At 56.2% G+C, this 13,286-nt stretch carries 14 protein-coding genes; all 14 read left to right on the top strand.

Annotated elements, in window-relative coordinates; genetic code table 11:
- The first annotated feature begins 6 nt into the window (after window positions 1–6).
- A complete protein-coding gene (locus WMO20_RS02275; RefSeq protein ID WP_349185706.1) occupies window positions 7–1,458 on the top strand; it encodes a phage tail sheath family protein in 1,452 nt (483 codons plus the stop codon).
- A 22-nt stretch (window positions 1,459–1,480) separates the two neighbouring features.
- Window positions 1,481–2,008, top strand: a complete 528-nt coding sequence (locus WMO20_RS02270) for a phage major tail tube protein (RefSeq protein ID WP_120020091.1) — start codon at window positions 1,481–1,483, stop codon at window positions 2,006–2,008.
- 77 nt (window positions 2,009–2,085) lie between these two features.
- Window positions 2,086–2,751, top strand: a complete 666-nt coding sequence (locus WMO20_RS02265; protein ID WP_349185705.1) for a phage tail assembly protein — start codon at window positions 2,086–2,088, stop codon at window positions 2,749–2,751.
- Between the two features lie 127 nt (window positions 2,752–2,878).
- Entirely contained in the window at window positions 2,879–7,015 is a 4,137-nt protein-coding gene (locus WMO20_RS02260) for a phage tail tape measure protein (RefSeq protein WP_349185704.1), read from the top strand.
- Window positions 7,016–7,027: 12 nt separating this feature from the next.
- Window positions 7,028–7,231, top strand: coding sequence for a tail protein X (locus WMO20_RS02255; RefSeq protein ID WP_349185703.1), 204 nt, complete (start codon window positions 7,028–7,030; stop codon window positions 7,229–7,231).
- A 12-nt stretch (window positions 7,232–7,243) separates the two neighbouring features.
- Window positions 7,244–8,248 carry a phage late control D family protein gene (locus WMO20_RS02250; RefSeq protein WP_349185702.1) on the top strand — a complete coding sequence of 335 codons (1,005 nt, stop codon included), beginning with the start codon at window positions 7,244–7,246 and terminating at the stop codon, window positions 8,246–8,248.
- A 4-nt stretch (window positions 8,249–8,252) separates the two neighbouring features.
- Window positions 8,253–8,891 carry a phage baseplate protein gene (locus WMO20_RS02245; protein ID WP_120020096.1) on the top strand — a complete coding sequence of 213 codons (639 nt, stop codon included), beginning with the start codon at window positions 8,253–8,255 and terminating at the stop codon, window positions 8,889–8,891.
- Window positions 8,892–8,903: 12 nt separating this feature from the next.
- Window positions 8,904–9,308, top strand: coding sequence for a phage tail protein (locus WMO20_RS02240; RefSeq protein WP_349185701.1), 405 nt, complete (start codon window positions 8,904–8,906; stop codon window positions 9,306–9,308).
- On the top strand, window positions 9,305–9,631 hold the full coding sequence (locus WMO20_RS02235; RefSeq protein ID WP_349185700.1) for a GPW/gp25 family protein: 327 nt from the start codon (window positions 9,305–9,307) through the stop codon (window positions 9,629–9,631). The genes WMO20_RS02240 and WMO20_RS02235 overlap by 4 nt, the downstream gene beginning before the upstream one ends.
- A complete protein-coding gene (locus WMO20_RS02230; RefSeq protein ID WP_156060158.1) occupies window positions 9,570–10,805 on the top strand; it encodes a baseplate J/gp47 family protein in 1,236 nt (411 codons plus the stop codon). The genes WMO20_RS02235 and WMO20_RS02230 overlap by 62 nt, the downstream gene beginning before the upstream one ends.
- Window positions 10,798–11,811 carry a phage tail protein I gene (locus WMO20_RS02225; protein ID WP_349185699.1) on the top strand — a complete coding sequence of 338 codons (1,014 nt, stop codon included), beginning with the start codon at window positions 10,798–10,800 and terminating at the stop codon, window positions 11,809–11,811. Before WMO20_RS02230 ends, WMO20_RS02225 begins: the two co-directional genes overlap by 8 nt.
- 54 nt (window positions 11,812–11,865) lie before the next feature.
- Window positions 11,866–12,225 carry a hypothetical protein gene (locus WMO20_RS02220; protein ID WP_349185698.1) on the top strand — a complete coding sequence of 120 codons (360 nt, stop codon included), beginning with the start codon at window positions 11,866–11,868 and terminating at the stop codon, window positions 12,223–12,225.
- Window positions 12,226–12,245: 20 nt separating this feature from the next.
- A complete protein-coding gene (locus WMO20_RS02215; RefSeq protein WP_120020102.1) occupies window positions 12,246–12,869 on the top strand; it encodes a hypothetical protein in 624 nt (207 codons plus the stop codon).
- Complete coding sequence (locus WMO20_RS02210; RefSeq protein ID WP_156060161.1) at window positions 12,869–13,285, top strand: hypothetical protein; 417 nt, start codon at window positions 12,869–12,871, stop codon at window positions 13,283–13,285. Before WMO20_RS02215 ends, WMO20_RS02210 begins: the two co-directional genes overlap by 1 nt.
- Window position 13,286 lies beyond the last annotated feature (1 nt).

The following is a 13,286-nucleotide window of genomic DNA, read 5'->3' as shown; positions in this document are numbered from 1 at the left end:
TAACGCATGGCAGTTTATAAGCATGGCGTTTACGTCACTGAGCAGCCGACCGGTGTTGTTGCACCGGTACAGTCTACCGCTGGTTTGCAGGTGGTGATCGGTACTGCGCCGATCAACCGCGCCAGCGACCCCTATCACTGCACCAACACCCCAATGCTGGCAAACACCCTGAAAGGTGCGACCGCAGCGGTCGGTTATAGCAACGACTACGACAAGTACACCATCTGTCAGAGCATGGGGGCCTGTTTCAAGGTGATGGGCGTTGCGCCGGTGATCCTGATTAACGTCCTCGACCCCAACAAGCACAAGAAGGACATGGCAGAAACCACCGTGCAGGTCAACAGTGGCGTTGCAACTGTGGAGCAGAAAGACATTCTGCTGGACAAGCTGGTTGTCAAGTCCGCATCTACGACCCTGACCGCTGGCACGGACTACACCGCAGCCTTTGACGATGACGGTTATGTGACCATTGCCATCATCCCCGGCGGAAAGGCCGCGAGCGCAACCAGCCTGACCGTGAGTGGTGTGCAGATCGACCCCGATGCCGTTACCGCCGCCGACATTGTGGGCGGTGTGAATGCCAAGGGCGTAGAAACCGGCATGGAGGTAATCCGTCAGATTTACCCCGCGCTGAACATGACCCCCGGTATTCTGCTGGCTCCCGGTTGGTCGGAGAATGCTACCGTTGCCGCTGGCTTGCAGGCGAAAACCGGCAACATCAACGGCGTGTTCCGGGCTGTTTGTATCGTGGATATTGACAGCTCTGCCACAGGCGCAACCACCTACACCGAGGTAAAGCAGCAGAAAGAGAAGCAGGCGGTCACTAGCCCGAACTGCTACCCTGTCTGGCTGTATGCCAAGGTGGGCGATGTGGTCTATGCCGGTTCTGCTATGGCCGCTGCACTGACCGTGGCGACCGATGCAGCCAATGGCGACATTCCCTATGTCAGCCCGTCCAACAAGACGCTGGCAATCTCCGCCGCCTGCCTGAAAGACGGCACGGAAGTGCTGCTGGATCAGGAGCAGGCAAACGTCGTCAACTCGTTCGGCGTGGCAACGTGGCTGAACATGAACGGCTTCCGTCTGTGGGGCAACAATACGGCCTGCTACCCCGGCAACACCGACCCCAAGGATCGCTGGTTCAGCGTCCGCCGCTTTATGAGCTGGGACGATAACACGTTCATTCAGACCTACTTCCAGAAAGTCGATGATCCGCTGAACAAAAGGCTTATCGAAGCTCTGGTGGACAGCGAGAACGTGCGCGGCAACAGCTTTGTTTCCCGCGGCATCTGCGCCCGCCATGAGATTCAGTACATCGAGAGCGAGAACCCGACCACCTCGCTGCTGAATGGTTGCATCACGTTCCACAAGTACCTGTCCCCGTTCAACCCGGCGGAGGACATCGAAGAGCTGGTGGAGTTCGACCCCAACGCGATCTCTGACGCGCTGGGCGGTTAAACGAGAAAGGAGGATATGAGTTATGGCACTGGATACTAACCTGACCCCGGAAATTGTCAACAGTTTCAACGTCTATATTGACGGCGTGAAAGCCATCGGCACGGCCCCGGAGATCACCCTGCCGCAGATCACCTCGGAAACTATTGATGTTTCCGGTTCTGGCATCCTCGGCAAGATCAGCGCACCGAACATCGGCCAGTTTGAGAGCATCGAGCAGGAGGTTTCTTTCAACCTCGTGTATTCGAGCTTTGTCAACGTGCTGTCCCCGAAGCGTCAGGTCAATCTGACTTTCCGTGTGGCGCAGCAGGCGGTCGATAAGAGCCTTGGCTATGCCTACAAGGGCCTGCGAATCGTCGAGATCGGTCGTGTCAAAGAGTTCACTCCCGGCAAGATCAAGGCGGGCGAGGGCATGGAAGCAAAGGTCAAGCTCGAATTGACGTACCTCATGATCGAGAACGACGGCGAAGAGATTATCGCCATCGACAAACTGAACGGTATCTACCGTGTGCAGGGTGAGGATATGCTGGCGGATGTTGCCGCCCTGATCTGATCCCAAAGGAAACGAATGACCGCCCCGAAAGACCGGGGCGGTCAATTTTTTGTATCTGACAGAAAGGAAACTTCATCATGGAGAAGAACATTTCTACCGCCGCAGAGCAGACCGAAACCGCAGAGGTCAAGAAGAACCCGAAGATCATCGAGCTGGCCCGTCCCTATAAGTTCGACGACAAGGAGTATACCGAGATCGACCTGTCCGGTCTGGACGGCCTGACCATCAAGGACGCGGTGCTTATCATCAAGAAGCTGTACAACGAGGGTGAGTTGGCCGCGATGATTACCCCCGAAACTGCCACCGCATACACCGACGCTCTGGCCGCAGCAGCAACGAAGCTCCCCATTGAGTTCTTCCAGCTACTTCCCATCGGCGCAAGCAAAAAGGTACGCCAGACCGTACAAGCATCCCTCCGCAGCGCGACGGCAGAGAACGGCGACGACAAGGACGATCATAGCCACGTCATGAAGTTCGGCAAGCCCTATACCTACAAGGGCGAAACCTACACTTCCGTTGATCTGTCCGGTGTCGCCAACATGACCGGCATGAATGTCCGTCAGGCGGAGAACCGCATGGAGGAAGAGGACATTCGCGCAGCAGAAAAGACCCTGAACTACTACTACTGCTGCCTGATCGCTTCTATGGCGACCGGCAAGGATGTTGCGTTCTTCCTCGGCCTGCCCCTGTCGGAAGCTGTGCAGCTCCGCGCAGGTGTCAACCACAAGGATTTTTTCGCTTAAAGGGCGGCTACAAAACAATCAGAAAGGCGGCGATAGCTCTCGCCACAGTCACGCACACAAGCGCAGATTTTTACCTGAACTTGCCTGTGCGTGAGCTGGTGGAGATTCACGGGGAGGTTGCGGAGGAATGGCAAAAAATCAAGAACTAGAGCTTTCCATCCTGATCGGCGGTCACGTTGACAACTCACTTGCGCAGGCGGTGAAGTTGGCGAACACGCAGATCGGGAGCATTGCAAACGGCGCATCGAAGTTCGCGGAGAATATCGCCAAAGGTGCAGTAGTCGCCGCCGGTGGCATAGCCGCAGCCGTGGTCGATACCACGAAAGAATCGGTTTCGTTTGAAAGCGAAATGCTGGATGTGACGAAGTACGTTAGCGGACTGACGGACGACAGCGGAAAAGTCATTCGTAGCAACTACGAAGAAATGTCGAAAGACATTCTTGATTTGAGCACGGATATTCCGTATACCGCCGAAGAACTGACCCGTCTTGCGGCTGCTGCCGGTCAGTCTGGTAAGAGCATGGACGACCTGATAAGTGACGGCTTCCTGCGTGATGTTGCTGAAATGGGAACGGCTATGGACATTTCCGCAGATCAGGCGGGCGACTGGGCCGCAAAGTGGGAAGTGGCTTTCGACATAAACCACGATCAGGTTATGGAGCTGGCTGACCAGATCAACTATCTGGGGGCGCATTATGCGACGACCGCCGCAGAAATCGCCCAGACGGTGAATGACACCGGTTCTCTCGGCCAGATCGCCGGTATGGACGTTGCAAGTACGGCGGCTCTGTCTACGGCACTTCTGGCAATGGGTGTTGACTCCGGTAAGGTTGCAACGTCTATTCGCCGGATGTACACAAACCTCTCGATGGGATCAAAGGCGACCGACGCACAGGCGGCGGCATTTGAACAGCTCGGCTTTACTGCGGAACAGTTTGCAAAGGATATGCAGACGGATGCACCGGCAGCAATAAAGAGCCTGTTCACGGCCATTGGAAGCCAGCCGAAAGACAAACAGGTTGGCTATCTGAAAACGCTGCTCGGCCAATGGGCCATTGAATCCGGTGCAAAGCTGACCGGAAACCTTGACCTGTTCATAAAGACGCTGGACGATGTGGGCGATGCTTCTAAATACAACGGCAGTATGTACAAGGAGTTCTTGCTGAAATGCGAAACCTCCGAATCTGTACTGACGATGTTGAGCAACGCATGGCGGGCTGTCCGCATCGAAGTCGGAAACAACTTCCTGCCTATTCTGAAAGACGTTGCCGGGTTCGGCATCGAGAAGATCAACGACTTCCGCGCAGCCCTGCCGGATATAACGGCACGGGTAAAGGAAGTAATCGAATACCTGCTGAACAATGGCGACAAGGTAGCCGCCACGCTCGGCGGCATCGGCGCGGCGTGGGCCGGTATGCGGTTTGCGCCGCAGATTCTTCAAGTCGTCAGCGGGGTCACAAAGGGAGTGAGCGGGGCCGCTACCGGCGGCGGGAAGATTTTCAACGGCATCCGCACCATCGCCAGCGGCATGAGCTACGGCGCACAGATGGCGGGCATCCAGTCCCCGTCCATCGGCCCGCAGCCGCAAAACTCGTTCCTGAAAAATATTGCGACTAAGGCGAACGGTGCGGGTGTTGGCCTGTGGGCTACACTGAAAAACTTTACCGGCCTGACAAAGAACGATGGAAAAACAAAAATCGACTTTGTTCGAGACGTTATGGGCGCATCGGAACGCGGGCAGACCATCCGGCAGAGCTTCCCGGCTCTGAACCGAATTGCGGTTGCCGCAGGTGATGTGGGGAAAACCCGGATCGGAACGGCGGTTACAAATCTTCCCGGAACCATTGCGAAACAGGGCGTTGGCTTCCTGAACAGCCTGAACATCGCTCCCGGATCGAAGTTTAACAGCGTGATCTCTAGTATGGCGGCAAGCACCGCTATGACGAAAGGTAATGCGTCTCTATCGGCACTCGGAAGCGTTTTTGCGCAGACGGGAGCCGGAAAGAAGCTGTCCGGGATGGCGGCGAATGTTGGTACATTCCTGTCCGACATTCCCGGCGGGATCAAAGGCGGCATTGCAAAGGGTGGCGTGAATTTCCTGAACGGATTGAACATTGCCCCCGGTTCTAAGCTGAACAGCGTGATCTCTAGCATGGCGGCAAGCACCGCCACGAAGAGCGGCGGCGCAGCGTGGACGCAGATCAAGGGCATTGCGGGTCAGACGAAAGTTGGCAAGGCTGTGTCCGGCGTGGCGGACTTCGGCGGCAAAGCGTTCGGTCTGGGTAAAGCTGTGGCATCGCCCGTCCTGAAAGGCGGCTTCAACATCTTCGCGGGCCTTATGTCCACATTCGGCCCGGTGATCGCCGGTCTTGGTTCTGTGATCGCGGTGGTCAGCCTGTTGGGAGATCACTTCGAGGACATTCGCCAGATCATCGGACAGGTGTTTGGCGAAAAGGGCCTGACGCTCTTTGATGGATTCACCGGGAAAGTGCAGGGCATCGCAGGGAACATCCACGACACATTGGCCGGTGCGTTCTCACTGGAAAACCTGCAAAATATCCAGCAGAGTTTGAGCGGGAAAAGCATCTTCGGCATCGACGATCTGGGAACTACGTTCGGCGCGGTGATCCCGATTATCGAGTCGGTAAAGGGTTTGATCGGTCAGATCGTAGACCTCGGCGTGAACCACATTAAGCCGCTGTTGGCAGATGTGTTGAGCTTCGCGGTAAACGATTTGTTCCCGGCGGTGTCGCCGCTGATAAGCATGATTATCAGTCTGGTCGGCACGACCCTGATAAATGCGATCAAGCTGGTGGTCGATGTGATCCACGGACTGCTGCCGGTGATAGAGCCTGTGATTCAGTCCATCGTTGGGCTGATAAAGGGCATCGTATCGGTGACGGTCACGGTCGTCAACGGCATCATTCGCGCCCTAAATAGCTTCTCGTTCACGGTTCCCCAGTGGCTTGAACACGTTCCGGTGGCGAAGAACTTCGCCGGTCAGACGTTCGGCTTCAACCTGTCGGAAGTGGCAATGCCCGCTTTCGCCAACGGCGGCTTTACCCGTGGAGTGAGCATCGCCGGTGAAGCTGGAACGGAAGCTGTTATTTCTTTCAAGCCCAGCGTCCATGACAGCAACGTGGAAAACTGGGTGCGGGCTGGCCGTATGCTGGGCGTGTCTGGTGAGGACGCGACCCGCGCAGCTGGTGTGCAGAACGTCCAGTATTTTGCGAACGGCGGCTTCACCGACGGAAGCAAGGAAAAGCTGGACAACTTGATCGACTTCTCCAAAGCCTATGCCGACTACGCCCTGCGCTCCAACGGCATCAAATCCACCGGTGATGTGGTGTCGATGATGTGGACGGTGGCGAACAACGCCATGTCCGGGGACGGCTCTTTGGAACTGGTGGCGACCAGTATCGCCGCCGACGTTGCACCCATCATCCTGAACAAGTATCTGGGAAGCGACAGCACGGTAACAAAGGCCGTAACGGAAGCGGCCAAGACCTACAACGGCGGCACGGTGCTGTCGAGCTGGCAGGATGGTGTCTTGACCGACACTGGAACGCCGCTCTATATGCTGCCGCAGCAGGACGCGGCACAGCCGCCCGCCGCAGAAACGCCAGATGTTCCGGCTGAAACGCGCCAGACCGCGAAAGACTTTGCAGAGAACAGCGCAAGTGCAACGGGCAACGAGAAGCTGGACAACTTGATCGACTTCTCCAAAGCCTATGCCGACTACGCCCTGCGCTCCAACGGCATCCGCACGGCGGGGGACGCTGCATCCCTGCTGTGGACGGTCGCCAACAACTCGCTGGCCGGTGACGGTTCTCTGGCTCTGGCGGCTACCAGCATTGCCGCCGACGTTGCCCCGCTGGTGCTGAATAAGTATTTTGGCGGGGACAGCACGATCACCTCTATGCTGACCGAAGCGGCCAAGACCTACAACGGCGGCACGGTGCTGTCGAGCTGGCAGGATGGTGTCTTGACCGACACTGGAACGCCGCTCTATATGCTGCCGCAGAGGGACACCGAGAAAACCCTGCCGGATATGCCGTCCAGTGCTTACCGCGCTGCGGGCGGCGGAAACGAAAGCTCCAACAGCGTCAAGGATTCCCAGTTTGTTTTTGCACCGCAGATCACCGTTGGAAACGATGCAAAGGCGGAGGAAATCGAAAGAATGATGCGGGAAATGTTCGAGCAGTTCAAGCGCGAAATGCGCGAGGAAGAGCGCGAACAGGGCCGTGTCAAATATGCTTCGTAAGGGGGTGGCCTGATGGCGTACACGACAAAGAGCGGCGACACTTGGGACGGCATTGCGAAATCCGTCTACGGTGACGAGCTGAAAGCCGATGTGCTGATGGCCGCAAACCGGGAGTACATCGAGATTTACAGATTCGATTCCGGCATTGAGCTAGTCACGCCGGACATTGAAGAAGAGGTGGCGGCAAACGATAACCTGCCGCCGTGGAAAAGGTAGGTGGTGATATATATGATTGCGATTCAGCCCAGAAAAACGATCCTGAAATTGGAGTACAACGACACCGATATTTCCGGGGACATTTCCGGGGATGTGGAGAGCTTCACCTATAACGACCGGGGAGCAGATTCGAGCGACAGCATTTCCATCAAGGTAAACGCGGTGGATGATAAGTGGATCAACTCGTGGTTGCCGGATAAGGAAGCTGTGCTACACCCGACACTCTGCACGAAAAACTGGATCGTGCAGGGTGACAGCACCCCGCTTGACTGCGGGACGCTGGTGGTGGACGATCTCAGCTATTCCGCTGGGCCGTGTGTGCTGACCATCGGCGCGGTGGCCCGTCCGAACGGAACGAGCTTTCACGAAAAAAACCAAGAGTGCGTCTGGAAAAAGACCTCCATCAAGCGCATCGCTCAGACCATTGCCGACCGGTACGGGCTGGGGTGCAGCATGGATGCCGAGGACGTGGACATTGCGTTGAAAGAGCAGGACGACACGGATAGTTCGTTCCTGCAAAAACTTTGCAGCACCTATGGCCTGATCCTCAAAACCTACCGGAGAAAAATCTGGATTTTTGATCGTGAGCAGTACAAGAAAAAGGATGCAGTAGCAACCTTTACCCCGGCGGACATTGTGCCTAACTCTTTGAGCTGGAACACAACGCTTTCCGGGACGTACACCGGCGGAGAGTTCACCTACTCGAACCAAAAAAAGAAAGTCAACATCAAGGTCACAATCGGTACTGCCGACAGGATGCTGAAACTGAACCAGTATGCGTCCAGCGAAGCGGACGCAAAAAGGCAGCTTCAAGCGGCCATCGACAACAAGAACCATTCGGCCACGACCATTTCTTTTTCGACGATGGGAAACCTGAGTCTGTGTTCGACCATGTGCATCAATATAAAGGGACTAGGGAAACTGAACGGGAAGTATTACATGGACACCGTGAGCCACACGCTGAACAAATCTTCCGGTCTGGTGACGAAAGTTTCTGCAAGCAGAGTGGGAGGGTAACAGCATGAGCAGCGTTATCCGAATTGGCTCTGTGTCCAAGGTGAACTACGAGGACGGAACCATTGAGGTTACATACGAGGATCGCGCCGATTCGGTCACGGATGAAATCTGCATGGTTTCCAATGCCATGTACCGGATGCCGGTCGTAGGCAAGCTGGTCTGCGTCCTCCACAACTCCGACAGTCAGGAAATGGGAACGTGCATCGGCACGATCTGGAATGAGGACAACAAGCCCGTCGAGGGCAAGAAAGGCCGCTACCGGCACGACTACAACGACGAGCAGGGAAAAGCATTTGAGCAGTACGACGGCGACACCGGCGACTATACGGAAACCATCGACGGCAATGTGAAAGAAACCGTTGGGAAGAACGTGGAGTACACCGTCAAGGGTGACATGACTTTCAAGGTGGGAAGTTCCACCGTAAAGGTGTGTCAGAACGGAACGGTTGAGATCAAGGGCGTTACGCTGAACTTCAACGGAACGACGGTGAACATCAAGGGATCGACCGTGAATATCTCTGGTGGCTCTGGCGATTGCAAGATCAACGGCATTTCTCTGGTAAACCACAAGCACACTCATTCTGGTGCGGCCACGGCTGGCCCGTATGTTGTTGCTGGCGAAACCGGAACTCCGACACCGTAAGGGGGTGATCCTATGGCATGGGGAAGCATTGGATGCTATGCGGGACTGATATTTACGGTATCAAGTTGGCGTGTCTTGACACCTGACAAAATAAACGGAAGCACATCAAGCAACTGGGCCACGCACAGTGTAATCGGCGGCAAAGACAAGAGCGAGTACACGGGGCCGGGTTTGAAGTCGTACCAGTTTGAAATCCAGTTGGTTTCAAAGCTGGGCGTGAACCCGCGCAAAATCTTTGACGCACTCATGAAGCACTGTGAAGCTGGAACGATTGACTACTTCATCCTGAACAACAAACCTATGTCGCAGAATCCGTTCAAGTTGACAAAGGTGACGACGGGATGGGGTGCGGTGCATCGTTTCTGGGGACTGAAAGACGGTAAGGTTACTTTGACGTTGGAGGAATACGCACCGTGAGCGACGATATTGAAACTATGACGCTTGGCGGCTTCGACGTTGAGATTGAGCCGTCTGGCAAAACCGAAGAACTGGATATTTACAACTGTCTGCTGACACTCTATGGCAGCAAAGAGGGAGAACAAGCCCTTGACCGGGAGTTTGGCTTGAACATGGAATGTTTGAGTTTGCCCGCCGAAGCTGCACAGGCGATGCTCACGGCAGAGATCATTCGCAAAACAAAGAAGTACGAGCCGCGGGCGGAAGTGCTGGAAGTGGAGTATGAAACGAGCCACAGCCAGCAAGGACGCATCCGGCCAAAGGTGGTGGTACAGATTGTCTAACATTGCCGAGTTTGCCGATATACCGGAGTACAGCGTTACCGGAAACCTTACGTTGCAGGATGTAAGCAATCTGGTGACGGAAATCTATACCCGGAACTATAAGGCCGTGAACGGTACGGCCCCGCCCCTGAACAAAGCAGACCCGATTATGCTTACCCTGAAAAGCATGACGGAGCTGTACTACATGATGATTCAGATTGCGGAGAAGCGCACCCGCTGTGCGCTGCTGAAAACAGCGACCGGCGCAGAGCTGGACAACATGGGCTTGCCGTTTGGCGTGAAGCGCACCCCGGCAACCTATGCAACGGTGACGGTTCGCTTTACGCTGTCTGCCGTTCAGAAAACCGTTGCCATGATCCCGCAAGGAACCCGCGTCAGAACTGCCGCGGGGGTTTATTTTGCCACAATGGACTATGCACAGATCGACATTGGCAAGACCTATGTGGATGTGCTGGCACAGGCCGAAGTGGTAGGCGCGGGCGGCAACGACATTCCGCCCGGTGTTGTTGATACACTGGTTGATGCCATTCCGTATGTGGCGGCGGTGGAGAACACCGACACCAGCAGCGGCGGCGCAGACGTGGAGAGCGACGACAGCCTGACCCGTAGAATCTGGCTTTCTCCCACGACCTACTCCTGCGCTGGCCCAAAGGACGCTTACGAGTTCTGGGCTATGTCGTTTCGGTCGGACGTAGAGAGCGCAATCGCTGTCAGCCCGCGGGACGTGGCCTGCACGGTGTACATTTTCTTCATGCTGACCGGCGGCAAGATGCCGAGCGAAAAGGATATGAGCGAAATGCAAACGTATCTGATGAACGAAGCCCGCCGCCCTATGACAGACCGCGTAATCTGCAAAGCACCGGAAGAGGTGGAATATTCCATCGACTTCACCTATTACATCGGATCTGGAAATTCCAAAGGAGCAAGCATCGTTCAGGAGAGCGTGGCAAAAGCGGTGGAGGAATTTCAGGAGTGGCAGCGTTCCATTGGTCGGGACATTAACCCGATGGAGCTGATCGCCCGCCTGCGGGCCGCTGGCGTGAAGCGAGTGGAGCTGCGCCAGCCGGTCGATAAGGTGATCGAGAACGGAATGGATTCGGGAAAAGCCGTTGTGCAAATTCCGAAACTGAGCGGAACGCCGACGATCATCTACGGAGGTATCGAGGATGATTAACCTGCGGGACGCAAGGATAACGGACGGCCTGCCGCGGATTGTTGCAGAACAGCCGTGGGCGCAAGTCCTGTCCGCTGTCTACGGAGAATTGCAAGACAGGATGTTTGAATATCTCGACACCGGCATGACGTTCTCCGAAGTGGACACCTGCGACGAGGGTGTGCTGGATCAGATGGCCGTTTACCTCAAAATCGAGTGGTACGACTCCACCGCCGACGTGGAAACAAAGCGGAGAATCGTCCGAACGGCGATTGAGATTCAGCGGTACGCCGGTACGGTCAAGGCCGTCCGGGAACAGGCAAGTGCCGTGTACCCTGATTCCGAGGTAGAAGAGTGGTTCGACTACGGCGGCACTCCGGGCTTCTGGCGGCTGAACGTCAACATTACGGAAGCGGCGGCGCAGTATCACACCATCCGGGAAATGGAGGACTTGCTGGGCTACACCAAACGCCTGTCTGCTCACCTTGAACAGATCAGCTACATGGTGCGGCACAGCATCGGCGTTGGCGTGACGGTGGAGTGCATGGCTTACAAAGTGCCGGAGTGCGGTATTCCGTACTGCGGAACATACTGGAAGCCCGCCCAACTGGGCTACTCGACCGGCGCAGAGCTGGACGCAGCGGCGAACACCGGAGTGTTCCTTGCGTTCCCGAAAATCACCGGCACAATCCCGGAGGTGGCGACGAAAGGTTGGAGCGCAGGACAAGAGCTGCAAACCACCCCGGCGGTGGATGGCTACCCCATCACCCCGGCGGAAACCGGTAGCGGCGTGACCGGCGACCTGCCCGTTACCAGCACAAAGGGCTACACCGCCAATATGCCGCTTTACTCTGAAACCAGAGTGGAAGCATTCACCGGAAGTCCGGGAGAAGCGGGCGATTCGACCACCGGCACAAAGCCGAGCGCGGCAACGCTGGGAACCAGCGCAGCGGCCACGGCGGGCGGTCAGGTGAAAGTCGAAGCGTTCAAGATCACGCCGCGTGTCTGCGGCAAGACCTACCTGTAACAAGCTGCAACAGCCCGCAAGGGCTTTTTCTTTTGCAGAGAAAGGAGAAAGAGGATGGCTTTTTTTACGGATAATTTTCTGAATAACCGCCGCGCTGAACTGCTGCGGGCGGTCACTCGCTTCCAGTACCAGCTCAACAAGAGCACTTGGGTTGACGGCGAGATCAACAGCAAGGAGATTGCCGGGACTGCCGTGGTGGTCTATGTCAATGCACCGAGTTCCGGTGCAAAGGACACGATCACCGGTGTGCGCGTCTACGACAACAACGGTGTGCTGGCCGGGAGCCAGAGCGTGAGCCTGTCCCGCGACAGCATCAACGCCGGTCTGCTGCGGTTTACGTTCCCGCTGGTCGAGGTCGAACCCGAAGTGCTGCGGCTGGCGGAAGCAAACGCAGAACTGGAAAAGACTTTCTGAGCAAGGAGGGATAGAAGAAAATGCTGATGTTTAAGAGAACCTTTTGGCGCAACCATGTTGAGGATCAGGACGGCAAGGTTATCCAGCAGGGTACATTGCTGGAACAGGATCAGTTCAACCGTATGGAGGTTGGTATCTCTGATTCCAACATGGCGGCGAACATCATCCACATTATGCTGCTCTGGTTCGGTCGTCGTCTGGGTGTGCTGGAAACGTCCAGCAACAGCCACGACACCGACATTGCCAGCATCAAGACCCTGAACGGCCAGCAGGACACCCGGCTGGCCGCACTGGAAAAGACCACCGGCAGTCACACTACGGACATTGCCAGCATGAAGAACACCGACACGCAGCAGAACAGCCGCTTGTCTGCGCTGGAACCGGAGGTGGCGGCAGAAGTCAAAGAGGTGACGCTGAAAAACGGCAGCAAGTGGCCGTTCGGGATCAACGAGGTCAGCGTGGGACTGGCAAAGACCCGAAAGAATGCCAACTATGGCGTGGACGTGTACGTTAAGAGCTACACCGGCGGGCGGCTGGGGGACATTACCGTGTCCGGTAAGCTGACCAACGGTTTCAAGCTGAAACATGACGGCTCTGCTCAGACCGTCGTGGTCGTTGTGAGAGTAACGGGAGGTATGAACTGATGAATGTTATCGAACTGAACGAGGGCAGAAAGGTTGAGTATGAGCTGCGCGGCACGAAGCTGGACTTCGCAGACGGCACTCTGACCATGAACCTTGCCAAGTACCAGCGTGACTACCCTGTGACCAAGACCATCACCGGCGATGCCGAGGGCAATCTGCTGATCGACGGCAGCGACAGCCGATTCTATGTCGCAGAGGTAGAAATCCCCGCAATCGAGTATGAGGACGTGGAGGTTGAGGGCGAAGCCGAAAACGCTACCATGACCGAAGCTGTGGAGGGTGAAACCGAAGCAGCAGAGGACACCACGGCGGAAGATACCGCCCACAAGACCCACATCGAGCGCAAGGCCAAGCCGCTGAACACCGACGACGTGACCCTGCGCCTGTGGTCTATCGAAGATTTTGACATTCTGTAAG

Origin of the sequence: Faecalibacterium intestinale, from assembly GCF_040096575.1 — a bacterium.
GTDB lineage: Bacteria > Bacillota > Clostridia > Oscillospirales > Ruminococcaceae > Faecalibacterium > Faecalibacterium intestinale.
The sequence above is the reverse complement of the archived record's forward strand: the minus strand, read 5'-3'. Positions and strand labels throughout refer to the sequence as shown.

What these genes read in the sequence shown, in the direction of transcription:
- WMO20_RS02275 (WP_349185706.1), top strand. Translation starts at nt 7, where the DNA reads ATGGCAGTTTATAAGCATGGCGTTTACGTCACTGAGCAGCCGACCGGT.
- WMO20_RS02260 (WP_349185704.1), top strand. Translation starts at nt 2,879, where the DNA reads ATGGCAAAAAATCAAGAACTAGAGCTTTCCATCCTGATCGGCGGTCAC.
- WMO20_RS02245 (WP_120020096.1), top strand. Translation starts at nt 8,253, where the DNA reads ATGAGCAGCGTTATCCGAATTGGCTCTGTGTCCAAGGTGAACTACGAG.
- WMO20_RS02230 (WP_156060158.1), top strand. Translation starts at nt 9,570, where the DNA reads ATGAAACGAGCCACAGCCAGCAAGGACGCATCCGGCCAAAGGTGGTGG.
- WMO20_RS02240 (WP_349185701.1), top strand. Translation starts at nt 8,904, where the DNA reads ATGGCATGGGGAAGCATTGGATGCTATGCGGGACTGATATTTACGGTA.
- WMO20_RS02250 (WP_349185702.1), top strand. Translation starts at nt 7,244, where the DNA reads ATGATTGCGATTCAGCCCAGAAAAACGATCCTGAAATTGGAGTACAAC.
- WMO20_RS02210 (WP_156060161.1), top strand. Translation starts at nt 12,869, where the DNA reads ATGAATGTTATCGAACTGAACGAGGGCAGAAAGGTTGAGTATGAGCTG.
- WMO20_RS02255 (WP_349185703.1), top strand. Translation starts at nt 7,028, where the DNA reads ATGGCGTACACGACAAAGAGCGGCGACACTTGGGACGGCATTGCGAAA.
- WMO20_RS02265 (WP_349185705.1), top strand. Translation starts at nt 2,086, where the DNA reads ATGGAGAAGAACATTTCTACCGCCGCAGAGCAGACCGAAACCGCAGAG.
- WMO20_RS02270 (WP_120020091.1), top strand. Translation starts at nt 1,481, where the DNA reads ATGGCACTGGATACTAACCTGACCCCGGAAATTGTCAACAGTTTCAAC.
- WMO20_RS02225 (WP_349185699.1), top strand. Translation starts at nt 10,798, where the DNA reads ATGATTAACCTGCGGGACGCAAGGATAACGGACGGCCTGCCGCGGATT.
- WMO20_RS02215 (WP_120020102.1), top strand. Translation starts at nt 12,246, where the DNA reads ATGCTGATGTTTAAGAGAACCTTTTGGCGCAACCATGTTGAGGATCAG.
- WMO20_RS02220 (WP_349185698.1), top strand. Translation starts at nt 11,866, where the DNA reads ATGGCTTTTTTTACGGATAATTTTCTGAATAACCGCCGCGCTGAACTG.